This is a genomic window from Actinoallomurus acaciae (assembly GCF_042429965.1).
Classification (GTDB): domain Bacteria; phylum Actinomycetota; class Actinomycetes; order Streptosporangiales; family Streptosporangiaceae; genus Actinoallomurus; species Actinoallomurus acaciae.
The window spans coordinates 22,310-39,226 of sequence record NZ_JBHLZP010000005.1 but is presented as its reverse complement, the minus strand read 5'-3'; the positions used below and the strand labels follow the sequence as shown (position 1 = coordinate 39,226).

Below are 16,917 nucleotides of genomic sequence, written 5' to 3'. Positions count from 1 at the left end.
GCTGATCGGCCGCAGGGTCCGGGATGACGGGGACACCGAGGTCGCCCGGCAAGTCCGATACCCGGCTGGACCTGGACCATTACCTAGAGACGCTGGTCCGCGCCCAGCCGCCCACGAGCAGATGTCCTACCGAGGCCCTCGCCGAACGCGAGGAGGGGCCGGCGTCGCCATCGCCTCGAACGAGAGCCTCAGCGGCTTCACCGACCCCCCCTGCGCCGCAATCGTCGGCCGCCTCATCCAGACCCGCGCGGTACGTGACTGCCGACGGACACCGAAGACTGAGCCTGATGCCGATTTCGTGATGGATTTCCTGGCCGCGACTTTTGGGGCTTCCGGTCAGGCGATCCAGGGAGGCGTGATCTTGTTGCCGGTGTCGCCGGTGGTCCAGGCGTGAGCGTCGGCGGGAGCCGTGACGATGGCGGTGTAGCCCTGAGGGCCGGCGATGAGCTGACGGGTGGCGTGGGCGGGCAGGACGGCGGTGTCGCCGGGGCCCGCAGTGGAGGTTTCACCGTCGAGTTCGATGGTCGCCTCCCCTTCGAGGAAGGTCCAGATCTGTTCGACGTCGAAGACGTGGACGGGGCCCTTCACGTCGGGCTTGACCTCGGTGCGCCAGATCGCGGATCGCGCACCGCCCAGGGTCGGCGAGGCGAGGGTGGTCATGACGGCGTTCGGGGTCTCAGATCGACGGCTTTCGGCATGACGGACGAGCGTCACGGTTCACATCCCTAGTATAGACAAGGTTGTTGTCTATATGGTTAACGAGGTTGTCCATCATGTCAAGCGATCTGCGGGGCTTTGAACTGCCGCTGCGGCTGCTACTGGGATTTCGGATGCTCATCGACGAGCTGCACGAGGAGCTCGCCCGGCAGGGCCATCCGCAGATGCGGCCCATGCACGGGTTCGTCTTCCAGGCCGTCATGCGCGCCGGCGGCCCGTACGGGACCACGGCCGCCGACCTGGGCCGGGCGCTGGGCGTCTCCAAGCAAGCGGCGGGCAAGACCATCGACACGCTGGAGGGCCTCGGCTACCTGCGCCCGGGACACGATCCCAACGATGCACGCCGTAAGACCTACACCCTGACCCCACACGCCTATGACGCACTCGAGCGGTCGGAGCAGATCTTCGAAGACCTACGCGACCAGTGGGCCGAAACCATCGGCGAGGACCGTCTGAGAACCATGCTGGAGGACCTACGCAAGGTCACACCACCCGACGCGTTCCGCCTCGACACCCCGCAGTGGTTCAACGCACCGTAGCGACCCCTTCGAACGGCACCAGTCCGATCCCGAGCGGGTTGGCGATCCTCGAAGTCACAGGACGAGGCCAGACAGCCCATTCTCGCGGCGACCCAACGGGCATCCACGGTGGGAACAACCCCGCTCGGGGATGGTCCGGCGGCCGATCGTCTAGCACCCGGCACGCCTGGTCGGCCCCGCGCACGTGGGGCCTCTCGCATGACCGTCGGCAGCGAGGGCGCCGGGCCCCTATGGGGTATCCGCAGTCGAAGAGGGGCCCGGGGTGAGAGCCCTCAGGTACTCCGCATCGAGGATCTGATGGAACCGTCGCGCTCTGCGGCTCTCGGCCGTGTCGGTTCGAAGGGCGCGGGAGTCGGCCCAGAAGTTCCGGCCCGGTGTCGCCCGGAACATGTGGGCGGCCGCCTCCCGAAGGTGAGTCTCGGAGAGCTGTCCCAACTCGTACCTGCTCTCCCAATAGGACAGGATCAGGTTCACGTACATCGCTTGCCGTTGCGCGACGGGATCGGTCGCCGACGAGTACGGTCCCCAGCGCTCCAGGTAGGCCGGGTCGTCCATCGCCATCTTCAGCAGGTCGGTATGGATCAGCCGGGATGCGTGTTCGCGGTTCGCCTTCGACTCGCGAGCCTGCAGGACGAGAGAAACGGCCACACCGCCGAGCGCGAGTACGGACAGCAGGGCGGCAGCAGCCCCGTAAGTCTGTCCGATGTCACCGCGTCGCGCCCACGAGTATGCGCTGCCGCCGAAGAGATCGAGCGCGAGCGGCGAGACTCTCGAACGGCCTGTCACGAGTCGCCTCACCGGCCCGCTAGGAAGGCTCGCGCGTATCCGCCGGCACGCCCGTACGCGTAAGGAAGCTCGCCAGGTCCTCGCCCTTCTCCCACAGCGCCGCCATCTCGGCACGGCATGCGGTCGTGATCTCCGGATCCGCCAGCAGCTTCGCGCCGGTGACGATGCCGTCCTGGTCGTACCGCACCTGGTACGTGGTGTGCCTCCCGAGCAGGATGATCTCCGGCAGCGAGCCGGACGTCTCCCACGAGGCGACTGCCGATGGGGACAACACCCGGATCCGCTCGCCCAGGTCGGCGCGGATGCGCAGGACGTACAGCTCCCACCACAGGTAGTCCGACAGCGGAAGCTCCACGATGCGCAATCGCCGCTGGATGATTCCCTGCGCATCGAGTCGCCGCTGATGCTCGGCGATGCCGTCACGCATTTCGTCGGCGAGCGCCAGCGAACGTTCCCGATCGCCCATGGCCATCGCCCCCCAGCTGGGCACATCGGGTTCTTGGAAGACCTGGCGGCGCTCCAGCTTCCAGGAGGAGTCAACCTGCCAGAAGCGGGCGTCGAAGTCCTCGAAGTATTCGTCGAGTTTCAGTTCCTGGCCGATGAGCTCCGCGACGCGCTCAAGCATCAGGGATGTCGGGTTTCGCAGCGATGATCATGTTGCGCGGGATGACCACCAGACGTTCGTCGGATACGACGCTGACTCCGGTGGGCAGCCGACCCGCGTACTGCTCGGTCATGTCCCGGCCGATCACGGCAATGTCTCCGTTGTCCAGTTCCCAGATGTCCGGGCACGAGGGAGTGGCGTTGGTACCGCCGAGCTCTAATGCGGACTTGCCCAGCCGTCGTCGGAAGCTCGCTGCCGGGTCGGCTTCCCAGGGTCGCTCCACGTCGGCCTCCGCTGTTCGCTCACTGAGTGGCTTCTTGAGCATCGCAGGGCAGTCAGGCCCGGACAACGATTCCGCGCCAGCACGGATGCGCACAGCCGACGTAGACGTCAGCCCACAACGATCAGAGGACCAGCATGGATGACCGGGGGAGCTGCTCGACTCTGCCCCCGAACGCTCAATCACCCCCTAACAGGGCAAGTCGGCCACGCACACGCGGGGATGTGCCTACGCCCTCGCAAGCTTGAACGGCGTCCCAGCCGTCGGCCGCACGCGAGGACAGTCCTTTAAACGGCCCTCTTTAAACGTTGCGTCGCTAAGGCCTGAGTGGACTGGCGAGTCGTGATCAGTCCACGCCGGATGCGCGAATGCCTGACCGCCGTCACCTACGTCGGCGTACGGGGCCGGCGGCTGCGAACGCTGTACGCCTGCATGTACTGCTCCGCGCTCCGTCCCGCTGAGGCGGTGGTCCTGCGCAAGGGCGACTGCACGCTTCCATCCACAGGCTGGGGAAATCTGATGCTGATGGGCAGATCTTCCAGACCGAAAGGGGCGGCATACGTCGACGCCTCGCCAGTGGTACTTGCAGGTTAGCCACGCGACGTACCCCTGCCGGAACACGACCTTACGGCCGGCCGGTTCTCCGCGAGCCTCGCAAGTTGCGCCGGGTGTCTGGCGCCCACATACTGCGGTGTGTAAGAGCCGGACCACGGAGGTACAGCGATCAATACCAGGGCCATCCACGCCGCCGCGTCATCCGCGCGACTCGCCTGAGCCTGGATCTTCTTCCACCCGTCCAGTCTGGAGCAACAGCCCATAGGAAGGGCTGAGCCCAGGCCTGTACGGGTTGCTTCACGGCCTTCGCGCGCGGGACGCCGCGGCTGCAGCGTTCAATCGTCGCAGCTCCGCGTGGAGGCCTTCTTTCATGCCTGTTTTCTCCGGTGGCCGCCGTATCCCGGCGCACCCGGTTCGTCCTTCGTTCCGTGATCCGCGCTTCGCCCTCCTGCTGGTCGGCCAGTCGGCCGGCTGGGTCTGCAGCTGGGCGGCGTCCCTTGTCCTGTGGGGATTCGCCGCCTACCACTTCGGCGCCGACCCGGCGGGCGTCTCGCTCACGGCTCTGTGCTGGTCGGGTCCGCCCGTCGTACTCACCGCGTTCACCGGCGGTCTCACCGACCGGTTCGGCCCGCGGACCATGCTGATCATCGGCTACACATGCTCGGCCGCCACGTCGCTGGGGATGTCCGTCTCGGGATCGCTGACGTCCCTGGACATCATGGCACTCGCCTGCGGTGCCGCCCGGTCGCTGTGCAGCCCCGCGAGCAGTGCGCTCCCGACACGAATCGTCGAGTCCGATGACTTGCTCGCCGCCAACTCCCTCCTCGGCGTCACCGCCTCGATCGGACAGGTGGCGGGGCCGCTGGCGGCCAGCGTCCTCATGGCCACCGCGGGATTCCGGATCGCGTTCACCGCCGACGCCATCATGTACCTGGTGGGCGCTCTGGTCCTCATCCCGCTTCCGGTTCTCCCGCTGCCGGAGGAGCCACGGAGTGCCGGGACAATGGCCACCAGGCGTCCGGCGTACGGGCTGTCGTGGTTCCGTACCGCCACGGCGGGCGCGGTCGCGGTAGCCCGAGAGCCGAGACTGTGCGCTATCGCGCTGGCCCGGATGGGGGTGGGCTTCACGTCCGGGGCGTTCCTGGTCATCGAGCCGCTTTACACACGGCACGTGCTGCACCAGCCGTCGTCCCAGTTCGCACGGTTCGAGGCAGCGATCGGTATCGGAGCGGTCGCGACCGGCCTGCTCCTCCCGGCCATTCGCCGCCGAGTGCCGGGGACCCGGTCGCCAATGTGGCTGCTGACGGCAGGAGCGGTCAGCTGCGGGCTGGCGGCGGCGCTGTTCACGGGCACGCCGTGGGTTCTCGTTGCCTACCTCGGTGCGTTCGTCTGGGGTGTCTGCGGCACCGTGTTCTACGCGGTCGCGGCCACGACCTTGCAGCGGCTCGCCCCAGCGGGGAAACTGGGCCGGGTCTCGGGTGTGATCTCCACGGCCGAATCCACAACGGAGAGCCTCAGCATGCCGGTGGCGGGCACACTCGTGGCCGTCGTCGGCCTCCAGCCGGGCGCGCTCCTCTTGGCAGCGGTAGCCGTCACGACCGGGGCGGCATGCCTGCTGGGGATGGCCGAAAACCCGACGACGCGCTCGTGCCCGATCTCTACGCACAGCCGGGAATGAGCGCGCCACCCGCTGAAGGCTCCTGAGTCACCTGGGTCAACGAGGCTGAAACGCCGTAGTCGATTCCGACGGCACAGGGGCCGGAGGTGGTGACATGCGGCGGCTACACGCCCGGCAGAGCGCCGGGTTTTGTACGGAGGCGCCGGCTCTTACGCTTGCGCGCGATCGGGCGTGCTTCCCAGCTCGCCCCGGTTAGCCCGATGAGAGCCGCCGCAGGGGTCCCCGTGTCAAATCCGGCACGGCGTGGTGCCTTCATAGGGTTCAGCAGCCCTGGCTCGCCTCGCCTTTCGCGCCGTTGGACCGGCGTTTCTGACCGGGACCGCAGGAGCCACAGGCGGGGCGCGACCAGGCCACCGATCCCGCTGATAGTAACGATCTGTACCCGTCCGGCCCAACCGGTTCGTGCCGGGAAGGCGGATCCAGAATTCGAAACTGGGTAGGCTGAGCTGGCGAGTGAGATCAAGGTAGGCCGACCAAGCCTCCTCATCTGATTTTCCACACGGGAAGAGTCACACGTCCCCTCTTCCCCGCAAAGCACGCCCACAAGGCTCGCCGCCACTCTGCCTGAGTGGTGGCGAAGCTCCGCGCACGTCCACTGCCTGATCATCCCGTCCGCCTTCGTCCCGCCCTCCGGGGAGCGGGCCAGACCCCAGGGGTGCATGGCAGAGCTCCCGGCGGAAGAACGACTTTGCACCCCTGGGGTCTGGTCTGCTCGGCTTGTTCTGAGACGAAGGCGGGCGGGATGACCAGGCTTCCACCTCAACCACCCACCCAGCGCCCCCTTGGTCGGCACGCGCCATCCCGGAGCCTGAGGCCCCCGCCGGAGGCGCTGGCGGGTCAGCCGGATCGGCGGCTGTGGCGGATTCGCCGGTACCACATTGAGGCCAGGGCGGGAACCAAAACCACCAGGCCAAAGGGATTCCCGGTGAGGACAGCGAGCAGTATCACCAGGGCAGCAATGGCGACGGTTCGGGCGATGTCCACGCGGAGCGGTGCCAGCGGCCGGTAGTAGAGCCGAGGTCCCAGGATTCGATCGTCGAGTCGCATCAACGCGCGAACTGGGTTCCCTATGCGCGGCATGCTCATACCTCCGGAGTCCGGTGAGTCAACGATAGGCCGCAGTGCTGGCCTGTTCAGGCGTTTGGGAATCGTCCGGAGCCGGCCGTCCGATCGGCGTGGCCGGAGCGGGCGACCTGCGGCGGCCGCGGTGGCACGGAGGCGAGTGATCTTTACAACGTGCTCCAGTACGCGGTTGAGCTGGAAGAACTCGGCTCCAACCCGATCGATCGGGTGCGGTGGAAGCCGATCAAGGTGGCCGAGGCGATCGACCCGCGTGTGGTGATCAATCCAGCTCAGGCGCGGGAGTTGCTGGCGGCCGTGACGTACATCGGAAGCCGTGGCGGGGGACGACGGCTGATGCCGCTGTACGCCTGCATGTATACGCCGCCGCTTCGGCCGGCCGAGGCCGTGGCGCTCCGCAAGCAAGATTGCCACCTGCCCAAGCAGGGACGGGGCAGGCTCACGCTCAACGCCTCGCGCCCAGAGGCCGATAGGTGGACCGACAGCGGCTCGTCCCACGAAGAGCGCCAGCTCAAACACCGAGCGCATCAGGACGTGCGAGTGGTCCCGATTCCGCCGATGCTGGTGAGCATCCCACGGACGCATATCGCAGAGTTCGGCACGGCGGAGGACGGCCGGCTTTTCCACAGCGAACGGGGAAAGATCATCGGCTCCACCTCCTACGGCCGGGTCTGGGCGGACGCGTGGGCCTACGGCCTGTCGCCCGAACGTGTCGCCTCGCCCATCGCGCGCCGACCGTACGACCCGCACCATGCCGCCGTGTCTCTAGGGTCAGGAGTAGTTGACCGACCGCCGGATCGAGGCCGCTCTTGGCCACTGACCGTCTCATGGTGAAGGGGGCCGCGTTCGTCCCCCGGCCCCTTCACGCGTCCGGGGCGACCTGCGAGAACACCGGAATTCTCATCCCGCATATATCCCGCAAACACCAACTGGAGCTTGCATTTGACGGGCATCCGGCCGCATAGAGACGATCAAGAAACAGAACAGCCCCGGACCGCATTGATGCTGGTCAGGGGCCGGTTCAAGGTGGGTGGCGGGTCCAGGATTCGAACCTGGGTAGGCTAAGCCGACGGATTTACAGTCCCGCCGCGCAACTCCTCTGACCTGCGTGTTCATGCCAAGGCGGCTCGATTTCGGCCCGTATTCGGCCCGAGTGCTGTGGCAGTGGGTCGCGACCTTCGCTTGGTGCGGCAGCAGACGAGGGCCGGCTTACAGCGCCGGAGAGCAGACCTCGGTCACTCCAGGGTCTCTTCCCAGAAGGTCCCGAACAGGCTGCATTGCACGGTTCGGGTGGTTTCCCGGATCCAGTAGGAGCAGAGGACGATGTGCCCCTGGCCGTCTCTTGAGCCCGGGATCCGGGCTTCCCAGAAGTTGGGGTCGCCGAAGTTCGGGACGCGTCTGGCGAACAGGTACGGATCCTCGTACAGCCTCGTGATCCAATGGGTCACGCCGCGCTGAACAGCCTTCGACGGAGATTCGAGATCGACCCACCAGCGGAAGGCTTCGTTGAACCCTTCGAGCTCCCAGTCGGGCGGTCGCTTATCCAATGTCGGCTAGCCTCGCGAGGAATTCCTCACGGCTGTCTCGTTGGCGAGGTCTGTCCCGTTGAGCGTGGGCTTTGGCGAGCCACTCGTCAAGCGCCTCTTGGTCGACCTGCGGGCGTTCCTCTTTGGCGTCCTCGGCTTCCTTGTCCTGGAAACACTTCCTGATCCAGTCGGGCTCGATCTTGACGCTCTTCTCGCCCGTGACCTTCCGCATGCCGTCGGCGGCTTGCCAAGGATCTTCGCCGTGAGTGAGGCGGATCAAGTCCCCGGCACTCAGCTTCCCGTAGCGGCTGACCACATACCCGATCGTGTTCAGCTCCGCTTCATCCAGCTCGCGGGGCAACAGGCTTGCGTCGGGGATCCTGTTGGCGTACTTCTCCTCCGCCCAGAGCGTCGATACGACCGGCCCCATGTCCCAGGCCATGATCGACTCTGAGAACAGCGGCACGCCGAACGCCGTTAGGTGATGCCCCTGGCAGTAGTAGAGAAGTTTGTGCAACTTCGTCGTGGACAGCCCGGGGAGGCGGTCTCGTAGGACCGCAGCTACGTCCCGCGCTGAAACTGGCATGGGCTCATGGTAAGCCTCGTTCTCGTGTGACTGAAGATGCATTTCATCACCCCGCGCGTCTCGAACACTAGTTCAAGTATGCGCCCTGCCTATGACATGTAACCACGCACTGAGGCTGCCTGACCTGCGCAAACCACCTCTTAGCTCCTGTATGCACCAAAGTTCAAGGAGCGTTCTAGTGACTTTCTGAGCACGGACAGTGGAACCGCGCCCCTGGCTGTCGCGCCGAGCGCTGAGATCGAAAAGCAGCGAGGCGGCCTGTGTGGAGTCCCCCGAATGAATCCCCGCCGGGTGACCTCCATCGGCGGGACTTTCTTGCGACGACGGTGATCATGTCAACGTACGGCGTGATCTACCGTGACCGCTGGCGTGCGCGTCGATGACTGCCGTACCACCGTGAAGCCGTCGATCGGCGGGCCTGCGGGTTGCCCCAAATTACGACTTAGAACGCCCTGGTCAACATGGCGGTGTTAACCGCTGCGGGCTTACGTGCGCACCCTTCCAGCCGGTCTGATCTCTACATCGCAGCACCACGTCGGCTCTGGGAGGAGACGCGCCATGACGATCACCACGGGGACGGGCCGGGCCTTAGCGCCCCTGCGGCCGTACGCTCGTCGACTCCTGACCGCGTGGTTCGTCACGGTTCCGGTGCGCCTCGGTCGTTTGCTGGAGGAGAGCAGCCTGCCGAGGCTCCGGGTCGTCCGGGCGGTCTGGCGCAGCAACCACGTCGCGGACTCGGCGGACGGTCCCCACTGGCGGCCGCTGTCCACTGGCACGAACAACCCTGTCAAGGCGGCCCGCGATTACGTGGCCCGCAGGCTCCGCCACGTGGTCAGGACCGACCGGGAGCACGTCGACGACGTGGTCCTGGCCGCGTCTGAACTCGTCACCAATGCCATCCGGCACACGCGGGGCGATGGCCCGTACTGGATCGGGGTCGCCGCCCACTCCCGGTGGACGCACCTGTACGTCAGCGACACCGACATCGCGGTGCCCAAGCCGACGCCCACTGACGGACTGGCCCTGTCCGGCCGCGGTGTGCCGATCGTCGAGGAACTCGGCCTGCTGTGGTTCGTGGTCGGCGTGTACGGCAAGACCGCGCACGTCGTGATCCCCCGTACGGGCGAGCGGCTCACCGACAAGGAACGCGAGGCGCTCCTACGGCTGAAGATCGTCTGAGACTCGTCCCGGCCGCTAAAACCCCTTGAAGCGGCCAGGACGACGCAGGAGACCGCCGACTACTCGAGCCCCCCGGGCGGTCCTGCGGAGGGGACGCCGGCGCCTTGGGCGGGGCCGGCGTCCCCTCACCTACCGAGATCGACCATCGCCCTGCGGGCGTTGGTAGTGCGAACTCCGACTTAACCGATTTCTGAAAGCGACAGTGACTCGGCATGCCGAACACCACCATCACCCTGAACACCGACGCTCTGACCAGGGCCAGGCTGGTGCCCTACATCGCCTCCTGGAGCAGCGAACGCCTTACCGAGGCTCGTCTGATCGCCGACGACACCGGGATCGCCTACAAACGTGAGCGGCCCAGCGACCGCGATGACCATGGTGTGCTGTGGATGCGCCACACCAGTGCGCCCGGCGTGGGCACGCCTCAGTACAAGTGGGTCCATCCTTATCGGCAGCGCCGGGCCATGGGGCAGTTGCTGTGCCAGGTCTGCGGCGGTCCCGCCGACCGTGATGAACGCGGCATCTTGTGGCTGGTTGGACGGGCCGAGAATCCATGGTCGGGCGCGGAGATGACCGCACAGCCCCCGGTCTGCCTGCGCTGCGCCGTACCCGCGAGCCGAGCCTGTCCCCACCTTCGTGGGCGAACACTGGCGCTGCGGGTGGGCCACGCCCCGATCGTCGGTGTCAGGGGCACCCTTTACCTGCCTGGGCCTAGCCGCCCGGTACGCGTCGGACCGGCGAGCCTTCTCTATGGCGACCGGCTAATCAGCTGGCTTCACGCAGTCCAGCTCTTCCGCGAGCTGCACGATGTCACGGTCGTTGACCTGAATGAGGAACTGGCCACTACGGAAGAGCGGCCGTGTCTCCCCTGAAGACCGACGGCGCGAAGATCCGGGAGCTCCGTGAGCGAAAGGCGCTCAGCCTCACCGAATTCGCCGCGATGGCGGGCTACGCGCTCAACAGCGTTCACCTGATCGAGGTCGGCAAGGCCAACGGCGGCCCCAGATTCATCCGCACCGCCGTACGCATCCTCGAATGCGAGGTCGAGGACATCGCCCACCTCACGCCCAAAGGATCCGAGTGAGTCATACGAACCGCTGTACGCCGGCCGGGCCGGGGAGGCCGTACGGCCAGCGCCGCTCTGTACGCCACGGCCTCGTGCAGCTCCCGTACGCGGAACTCCCCGGTGACATCGAGATCCGCGAGGACGGCAAGAGTGGCTTCAAGGCGCGGAGATCCTCCGAACCGGATCGGTGTCTCGGCTTCCCCCAACCGACCCCCGAGCTGGCTCGCGAGATCGCCTTGACCACCCTCAACGCGTACACGCTCCTGAAACGCGCCGACGACTGCCTACGCGGCCCTGACGGCAGAGTGCCGAGGCATCTCAGTACGAGCGGGCCTGCGAGGAGGTCGACGTCATAGGGGTCCCGGACAGCGGTTGTCTTCGGCTAGATAACGAGAGGGCGCCCCGCTACGACGCGGAGACGATCGTCACCGGTTCGCTGGCCAGGCGCCGGTGTTCGGGTTCTTGGACGATGAGCGCCGCCAGTACCGCGACTTCGGGCACGATCTCGGTCATCGGCCATGGTTTCGCGGGCTGAGCCGCAGCCAGCACGAGACGATGTGCGCCTTGATCGGCACCGAGCCCGCCGAAGAGGCACAGGGGTGACGATCGTGTCAGTGGACATGTAGGACAGGGCAGGTACGGTCCTGAGAGTGAGCACTGACGAACGCCCCGACGAGCTGAGGACCAAGGTCTTCGGTGAGCGCACGATCTACGACAACCCGTGGGTCCGCCTGACCCTGGTCGATATCGAGCCGCCGGACGGCAACCGCTTCGAGTACCACGTCGTACGCCTCCAGCGCGTCGCCGTCGCCCTCGTGCTGAACGAGGCGGACGAGGTGCTCATGATGTGGCGTCACCGCTTCGTCGACGACTCCTGGGGCTGGGAGCTCCCGGGCGGGATCGTCGACAAGGACGAGGACGGCGCGGCCGCGGCGGCCCGGGAGGTACGGGAGGAGACCGGCTGGCAGCCGGCCCCGCTCGAACACGCGGTCAGCTTCCAGCCGATGGTCGGCATGGTCGACACCCCGCACGAGATCTACGTCGGCCGCGGTGCCGAGCTGGTCGGCGAGCCGACCGACCTGGAGGAGGCCGCGCGCATCGACTGGATTCCGATGAGCGCCGTCTTCGACCTCATCAGCAAGGGCGAGGTTCTCGGCTCCGGGTCGCTCGTCGGCCTGCTGTACCTGCTCGCCCAGCGAGGCCGTAAGACCGGCTCCTAGGCTGCGAGGCCGACCCTCGCGATCCGCCTGCGCTGCCGGACCGAGCCGACCTGGTTGGCCAGCAGACGAGCGCCCCGAATTTGCGTACGGGCCTCGTCCAGATCGCCCCGCGTGGCGTGGGCCTGGGCCAGGTCACATCGCAGGCCGGCGGTCGCCCGTACGAACGAGTGGTCCATCTGGTCGAGAGCCGTCGTCAAATAGTCGATCGCCTCGGTGTCACCGACCTGGGCGAGGCAGTGCCCGCGCCAACGCGCGTGGTGGGCTTCGTTCAAGGCGATGAACGGCAGCGCCGGATCGTCGGTCTCCGCCGGGAGATGAGCCGCCGAGCGGTCGAACGTCTGGCGGCACGCGTCGTTACCGAGCGCGGCCTGTGTCTCGGCCTCGACGGCGTCGAGCCAGGACACCAGCAGCCGCGGACCGGCCTTGGCGGCGAGCGACTGAGCATCCCGTACAAGGCCCAGGGCCTCGGTGAGCCTGCCGAGGTCGTGCAGCGTGTAGACCTGCTCGCCCATCGCGTGCGCGAGCAGCACCGCCGAGCCCGCCTCGCGGGCGGCGGCCTTGGCGACCTCGTAGTGATCCCACGCCTGCCGTACGGCCCCGACGTCGAGCGCCTGCCAGGCAGCAAGAGCGCCGGCGTCGGACAGGACCGCCGACAGCGCCGCCCGTACAGAGGGCTGGAGGCTGTAGGTCACGAGTTCGTTCAACGTCGTGATCACCGTACGGGTCTGCTCCAGCAGCGAAGCCGCACCGAGCCGGCGATCGAGCAGGCGGATGTGGTGGACCTGGTGTTGCATCTGCCGGATGAGCCCCATGTCGACCCGCCGGGCGGTGGCGATCCGGTGGCGGAGATCATCGGCAGGACTCTGCACATCATCGGAGGGCCCGGTATCGGTGAAGCCGAGCTCGTCGTCGGTACGGCCGTAGGCGAGCCGGTAGAGCCTCTTCCAGTCCTCGCCGGGCGTGACGCGCCCGTTCTCGTGCCGGGAGATCGTGGTCTTGAGGCTCTTATCACTGCCCAGGGTGATGCCGACCTGGGGAGCGCAGCGCCGAAGAACCGCCATGAGGCGAGGCACCTTCCACCCGAAATCCGCGCGTGCCCGCCGCAGCGGTGTCATCTCCGGCGCGTTGTCGTCGTCCCACGTCACAACCTCAGGATCACTCAACGAGGCCGACTGGCCCTCGTGGTTAACACGCCCTTGTTAACCAATGCGTGCTTCCGGCCGTTCTCCGCGAGGCTGTGTCATCCCAGTAGCCGGGCGTAGGGCGCAGGGGGGAGACGCAGTGGGGGACACAGAGCCTGGATCAGGCGTCACGACGGAGGTCATCGCGCTGTGTGTGGAGGCACTCGTCATGGCTCTCACGCAGCGCGGTCTGTACGCCCACGCGTGCGCCGGCTCCATGGTGGTTGCGAAGAACAGCGCCGCTGACCCAGACGAGGACGACCCACTCGCCTTGATCAGCCCCGGCATGCGCCAGACGGTCACCTGCCAAGCCGACGAGACCGGCCAACTCTCCTGGTTCTGGGCCTGGTCTGGGCCAACCCCTGACGCACCGCCCGAACTGGAGTACCTCGGCCCGGCCGGCCACATCGGCGAGACGGCCGACCGCATCGCGAACGTCCTCCGTGTGGAGAACGCCGGCCTAGAACCGATGACATGACGAAACGGACTCGCGGCCGGAGATCAGCGCAATGGCAACGTGAGGCATCGACGCCTGCAGGCGCAACGCGACCTGACATCCTGCACAGTGCAGAGTTGTCGTGCACCGAGCATGGATACTGCTGTCCACGCCGTACGTCACCGTCGAGGGGAGGCACGTGGCCAGGCCCAAGAGCAGCGACGCCATCTACCTGAAGATCGCCGCTGCCCTACGTGAACGCATCCGCAGCGGCGACCTCAAGCCTGGCAACCGTTTCCCCTCCGAGGCTGAGGTATCCGCGGAGTTCGGCGTCGCCCGCGGCACCGCCCGCGAGGCCCTCAAGAAGCTGGAGGACGACGGCCTCGTGGATACCGTGCCAGGGATCGGCCGCATCGTCCGTAGTGACCAGGAGGCGGACAAGACGCCGCGCTACCGGCGCATCGCCGACGAACTCATCGCCGCCATCGAAGCCGGCGAATACCCGCCAGGCTCCCAACTCCCCAGCGAGTCACAACTCGCCGAACGATTCCAATCATCACGCAACACGATCCGCTCCGCACTAGGCGAACTCAACGGCCGCGGCCTCATCAAGGTAGTCCACGGGAAAGGCCGGGTCGTTCTCAGCAAGCCGCAGTGAGCAAGCCGACCGTTGCAACTGCTCGGCTGAGCCGCAGATCCCCCGTATCCGATCCTTGATCGGTGCAGTTTCTTCACAGTTCTCAAGGACGCCCCGCTACGCGGGCCGCCGGCGGTCGGCCGCACTCGGGCCGGGCGCGCGGCCTCTGCGGGCCGACCCGTCCCGAACCGGCCGACCAGCAGCAGGGGGCACCTGAGAAGCCGTAGGAGAGTCCAGTCGATCCCGTCTCCACGCTGCACGAGTCTCCCGGCCACGTCCGGCGCGTCAAGACCAAGCCGCTACGCGGTCGACAACGTCGAGGCTTAACCCGCCAGCCGCAGCCTTGGGGGCATGGCAGCTACGAGGAGGACGGGGAAGGGATGGAGATCCGAGGTTGAGGCCGTGACGATCGCTGAGGGTGGTGTTGGTCCGTAGGGGCTCGGGCGATCGGCTAACGCGGCGCTTCCGGTCCTCGGGCCGTGGCCGGCCCTGCGGTCCGGGTCCCCTTGTTCTCGGACACACGTTCACTGCTACCCAGACCGGTGTTCGGTACTGGACTCAGGGGAAACGCTTGAAGAGTCGACCAACGTCCCGCGTCGGAACCTCTACCGTGCTGGATCCTTGACGTTCATACCACTTGTCGCGGTATGAAATAGGATGTCCAGCTGACCTGACAGTGAGAAGCAAGACCGACTTGCCATTGTAGTTAGCGGGACGCATATCCCGAAGCACTTGCGATAGAAGGTCGGGATCAAGGCCGGACGCTCTAACCTTCTCTCCAAAGAAGCTCATGTAACCGTCCAATGAGCCTCCATGTGCGCCAAATTCATGATCTATTCCGGTAATCCAAAAGTCATTATCACGTACCGGTGTACTGCCATAGAGTCGCTGTATACGGTCAGCGTCTTTTTTGTCATCAGCGATCCCGATGACAACGTAGCCGACGACGCCATCGCCGTCATTAGCGATAGCCGACAGCGCCTTCATGATCCGTTCGAATCCGCGACCGTCGAAGCCCTTTTCTGCGTCGAGGGAGTGCAACCCCTGCTTTAGTTCGAACAGACTGTGTTCGGCTAGCGCCGCCCGCAGCAATCGATGAATTCGCGTCTCATTAGCCTCTAGTAGTACGTCACGCTGACCCATCGCAGGAACGGTAAGATCTCGTATAACGCCCGCCACAGCAGAGATGTTGTCGCGCTTATTCTCTGCGGACCACGTGCCGCCCCCGGCGGTAATGTTGAAGACGCGATCGCCGATGCCTTCCAGGGATCTTATAAGTCTAGCTTCGTCCGATATTACGCGATTCTCGCGAATCAATAGCGTGTAGAGCGCTAGGAAAATCGTAGAGTAGTAACGCGGAACTCGCTGTCTCGGAGACCGAAATACTAGCTGAGAAAACGTCTTTCCTGACTTCTTGAGGATTGTTTCGAGCACGTTATGCACGTACTCGAAACGACTTCGAATAAGTTCTCCCCCTTCGCGCTGCACGGCCGCTTCAATGCGATCACGCCTCCGTTCCTTCGAGTCTCCTAGCTTGATCCCATAATATTCGTCCAGCGTTTCAGAGGCGTAACGGGGCACCGAGTCAAGGATCATTGTGGCGAGAAGGTCTGCAACGATCTCTTCATCTCGCGACTCTCTTACCTGATCCCTTTCGAGAATCTTGTTTCGGACCCAGAACACATCTTCGATGTACACTCCGGGGCCAGTCGGATCGCTCGTAATGCTGATCGAGGGCATACTTGTAAGCTGAACCAAGTCACGTACAGAGGTATCGCCCCTGACAAAAGAAGAGACTTCTCGCACCAAGTCCGCAAAATTAGAGACGGCGCCCGCTTGCCGGATCTCTTGCCTTGATAGATACCGACCGTTCGAGTTGATGCGCCGAAATACTTCCTCCACCAGATTCTCATCCGGTGCGCGATAGGTCGACATGGGAAGCACATAGTTGGCAATACTTACGCACTCGCGCCGATCTAGGATTGGCTCTCGTTGGGTAAGCTTGCTCTCATCGCGCCGCAACTTGGTCTCGGCGAGGGTTTCCAGATCGAAAAAGTAGCCATCGATTGGATACTGATTTTCTATAAAAGAAAAGATCGAGTTGAGCCGTTGCAGACCGTCGATGATCTCTAGAGTTGTCTTCTCGTTTATGGTGCGCTCGGCCGTTAGTACCAAAGGCACCGGCAATTGCTTTCTGAGAGAATCAATAAATGCAGCCTTCTCGGGAATTGCCCAGACGAGCTTTCTTTGATATCTCCTATTTACTACAAATGAATGGCTTACATAGCTATTGTACAACGTTTGAATGTTCTCGCCTCGAACAATCAGGTTGCTGCTAAGTTCAGCCATTGAACGTCCTTGCATGCTTGTCTGCCTGTCGGCGTGTCGAGCGTCGATGCAGGCTCATTCGATAACAGTAGGCTCCAGCGTGAGAACTTTACCAGTATGTGAGACTCATGAACAGGTGCCACCGCAGCGTGCACGACTTGATCACCGCTTTCTCAACGAGTTGGCCGCTTATGGCTGAGCGGTCGTCGCCACGTCGGGAAAGACGCCTCGCGAACCTGGCGGGATTTATGTCATCTCCGCCTCGCTCGGGCGAGTTGCCGAGATTGGCGCAGGCGGGTGATCGGCAGGAAGCAGTCTCCGTCCGACCGGGCTACCGTCGAGCCGCAGAGGGCCAGGTCCACCAGCCCGCGTGCGTGCAGTTAGCGTGCAACTGGCCAGGTTGAGCGGAGCCATTGGCGGTCACGCGCTAGCTGTCGCAGCCGCAGGTCAGCGCCGCTGACGACCGACCTCCATTTCAATTCCTAACCTGAGCGCGCCGTTCGACGCGACGCTGGCCGA

At 65.2% G+C, this 16,917-nt stretch carries 17 protein-coding genes; 9 read left to right on the top strand and 8 right to left on the bottom strand.

Going from position 1 to position 16,917, the window contains the following annotated elements; translation table 11 throughout:
* Positions 1 to 336: 336 nt before the first annotated feature.
* Complete coding sequence (locus ACFFNX_RS02010; RefSeq protein WP_378194095.1) at positions 337 to 660, bottom strand: cupin domain-containing protein; 324 nt, start codon at positions 658 to 660, stop codon at positions 337 to 339.
* Positions 661 to 773: 113 nt separating this feature from the next.
* Here ACFFNX_RS02010 and ACFFNX_RS02005 point away from each other — a divergent pair, with 113 nt between their 5' ends.
* Positions 774 to 1,256: a MarR family winged helix-turn-helix transcriptional regulator gene (locus tag ACFFNX_RS02005; protein WP_378194092.1), complete on the top strand. Its 483-nt coding sequence runs from the start codon at positions 774 to 776 to the stop codon at positions 1,254 to 1,256.
* A 228-nt stretch (positions 1,257 to 1,484) separates the two neighbouring features.
* Here ACFFNX_RS02005 and ACFFNX_RS02000 read toward each other — a convergent pair whose 3' ends face one another.
* The 3 genes from ACFFNX_RS02000 to ACFFNX_RS01990 are packed head-to-tail and all read right to left on the bottom strand — an operon-like array spanning position 1,485 to position 2,929.
* On the bottom strand, positions 1,485 to 2,042 hold the full coding sequence (locus ACFFNX_RS02000) for a DUF6082 family protein (RefSeq protein WP_378194089.1): 558 nt from the start codon (positions 2,040 to 2,042) through the stop codon (positions 1,485 to 1,487).
* A 19-nt stretch (positions 2,043 to 2,061) separates the two neighbouring features.
* Positions 2,062 to 2,667: a DUF6879 family protein gene (locus tag ACFFNX_RS01995; protein ID WP_378194086.1), complete on the bottom strand. Its 606-nt coding sequence runs from the start codon at positions 2,665 to 2,667 to the stop codon at positions 2,062 to 2,064.
* On the bottom strand, positions 2,660 to 2,929 hold the full coding sequence (locus tag ACFFNX_RS01990) for a hypothetical protein (protein ID WP_378194150.1): 270 nt from the start codon (positions 2,927 to 2,929) through the stop codon (positions 2,660 to 2,662). The genes ACFFNX_RS01995 and ACFFNX_RS01990 overlap by 8 nt, the downstream gene beginning before the upstream one ends.
* Positions 2,930 to 3,851: 922 nt before the next feature.
* Between ACFFNX_RS01990 and ACFFNX_RS01985 the strand changes: the two genes are divergently transcribed.
* Positions 3,852 to 5,159, top strand: a complete 1,308-nt coding sequence (locus tag ACFFNX_RS01985) for an MFS transporter (protein ID WP_378194083.1) — start codon at positions 3,852 to 3,854, stop codon at positions 5,157 to 5,159.
* Positions 5,160 to 6,395: 1,236 nt separating this feature from the next.
* Complete coding sequence (locus ACFFNX_RS01980) at positions 6,396 to 7,073, top strand: site-specific integrase (protein WP_378194080.1); 678 nt, start codon at positions 6,396 to 6,398, stop codon at positions 7,071 to 7,073.
* Between the two features lie 401 nt (positions 7,074 to 7,474).
* On the opposite strand, the gene ACFFNX_RS01975 is transcribed toward ACFFNX_RS01980, so the two are convergent.
* Positions 7,475 to 7,786: a hypothetical protein gene (locus ACFFNX_RS01975; RefSeq protein WP_378194078.1), complete on the bottom strand. Its 312-nt coding sequence runs from the start codon at positions 7,784 to 7,786 to the stop codon at positions 7,475 to 7,477.
* Complete coding sequence (locus tag ACFFNX_RS01970) at positions 7,779 to 8,351, bottom strand: Panacea domain-containing protein (RefSeq protein WP_378194075.1); 573 nt, start codon at positions 8,349 to 8,351, stop codon at positions 7,779 to 7,781. The genes ACFFNX_RS01975 and ACFFNX_RS01970 overlap by 8 nt, the downstream gene beginning before the upstream one ends.
* A 558-nt stretch (positions 8,352 to 8,909) precedes the next feature.
* Here ACFFNX_RS01970 and ACFFNX_RS01965 point away from each other — a divergent pair.
* From ACFFNX_RS01965 to ACFFNX_RS01950, 4 genes are all read left to right on the top strand, one after another.
* Positions 8,910 to 9,530 carry an ATP-binding protein gene (locus ACFFNX_RS01965; protein WP_378194072.1) on the top strand — a complete coding sequence of 207 codons (621 nt, stop codon included), beginning with the start codon at positions 8,910 to 8,912 and terminating at the stop codon, positions 9,528 to 9,530.
* 212 nt (positions 9,531 to 9,742) lie between these two features.
* The gene (locus tag ACFFNX_RS01960) at positions 9,743 to 10,402 is read left to right on the top strand and encodes a hypothetical protein (RefSeq protein ID WP_378194069.1); all 660 of its coding nucleotides are present in this window, start codon (positions 9,743 to 9,745) and stop codon (positions 10,400 to 10,402) included.
* The gene (locus tag ACFFNX_RS01955; protein ID WP_378194066.1) at positions 10,390 to 10,614 is read left to right on the top strand and encodes a helix-turn-helix transcriptional regulator; all 225 of its coding nucleotides are present in this window, start codon (positions 10,390 to 10,392) and stop codon (positions 10,612 to 10,614) included. Before ACFFNX_RS01960 ends, ACFFNX_RS01955 begins: the two co-directional genes overlap by 13 nt.
* Positions 10,615 to 11,246: 632 nt before the next feature.
* A complete protein-coding gene (locus tag ACFFNX_RS01950; protein WP_378194063.1) occupies positions 11,247 to 11,816 on the top strand; it encodes an NUDIX hydrolase in 570 nt (189 codons plus the stop codon).
* Here ACFFNX_RS01950 and ACFFNX_RS01945 read toward each other — a convergent pair.
* Complete coding sequence (locus ACFFNX_RS01945; RefSeq protein ID WP_378194060.1) at positions 11,813 to 12,877, bottom strand: NsdA family TPR-like regulatory protein; 1,065 nt, start codon at positions 12,875 to 12,877, stop codon at positions 11,813 to 11,815. The two genes, ACFFNX_RS01950 and ACFFNX_RS01945, sit on opposite strands and share 4 nt — an antisense overlap.
* A gap of 220 nt (positions 12,878 to 13,097) precedes the next feature.
* Here ACFFNX_RS01945 and ACFFNX_RS01940 point away from each other — a divergent pair, with 220 nt between their 5' ends.
* Together ACFFNX_RS01940 and ACFFNX_RS01935 are read left to right on the top strand one after the other, a co-directional pair.
* On the top strand, positions 13,098 to 13,475 hold the full coding sequence (locus ACFFNX_RS01940; protein WP_378194057.1) for a hypothetical protein: 378 nt from the start codon (positions 13,098 to 13,100) through the stop codon (positions 13,473 to 13,475).
* 100 nt (positions 13,476 to 13,575) lie between these two features.
* On the top strand, positions 13,576 to 14,091 hold the full coding sequence (locus ACFFNX_RS01935) for a GntR family transcriptional regulator (protein ID WP_378194054.1): 516 nt from the start codon (positions 13,576 to 13,578) through the stop codon (positions 14,089 to 14,091).
* A gap of 537 nt (positions 14,092 to 14,628) precedes the next feature.
* Here ACFFNX_RS01935 and ACFFNX_RS01930 read toward each other — a convergent pair.
* On the bottom strand, positions 14,629 to 16,419 hold the full coding sequence (locus ACFFNX_RS01930; protein WP_378194051.1) for a GmrSD restriction endonuclease domain-containing protein: 1,791 nt from the start codon (positions 16,417 to 16,419) through the stop codon (positions 14,629 to 14,631).
* Between the last annotated feature and the right edge of the window lie 498 nt (positions 16,420 to 16,917).

Bases quoted from the DNA above. Each gene is read 5' to 3' on its own strand.
- ACFFNX_RS01930 (WP_378194051.1), bottom strand. From the start codon at position 16,419: ATGGCTGAACTTAGCAGCAACCTGATTGTTCGAGGCGAGAACATTCAA.
- ACFFNX_RS01945 (WP_378194060.1), bottom strand. From the start codon at position 12,877: ATGGCGGTTCTTCGGCGCTGCGCTCCCCAGGTCGGCATCACCCTGGGC.
- ACFFNX_RS01995 (WP_378194086.1), bottom strand. From the start codon at position 2,667: ATGCTTGAGCGCGTCGCGGAGCTCATCGGCCAGGAACTGAAACTCGAC.
- ACFFNX_RS01960 (WP_378194069.1), top strand. From the start codon at position 9,743: ATGCCGAACACCACCATCACCCTGAACACCGACGCTCTGACCAGGGCC.
- ACFFNX_RS01970 (WP_378194075.1), bottom strand. From the start codon at position 8,351: ATGCCAGTTTCAGCGCGGGACGTAGCTGCGGTCCTACGAGACCGCCTC.
- ACFFNX_RS02010 (WP_378194095.1), bottom strand. From the start codon at position 660: ATGACCACCCTCGCCTCGCCGACCCTGGGCGGTGCGCGATCCGCGATC.
- ACFFNX_RS02005 (WP_378194092.1), top strand. From the start codon at position 774: ATGTCAAGCGATCTGCGGGGCTTTGAACTGCCGCTGCGGCTGCTACTG.
- ACFFNX_RS01965 (WP_378194072.1), top strand. From the start codon at position 8,910: ATGACGATCACCACGGGGACGGGCCGGGCCTTAGCGCCCCTGCGGCCG.
- ACFFNX_RS01985 (WP_378194083.1), top strand. From the start codon at position 3,852: ATGCCTGTTTTCTCCGGTGGCCGCCGTATCCCGGCGCACCCGGTTCGT.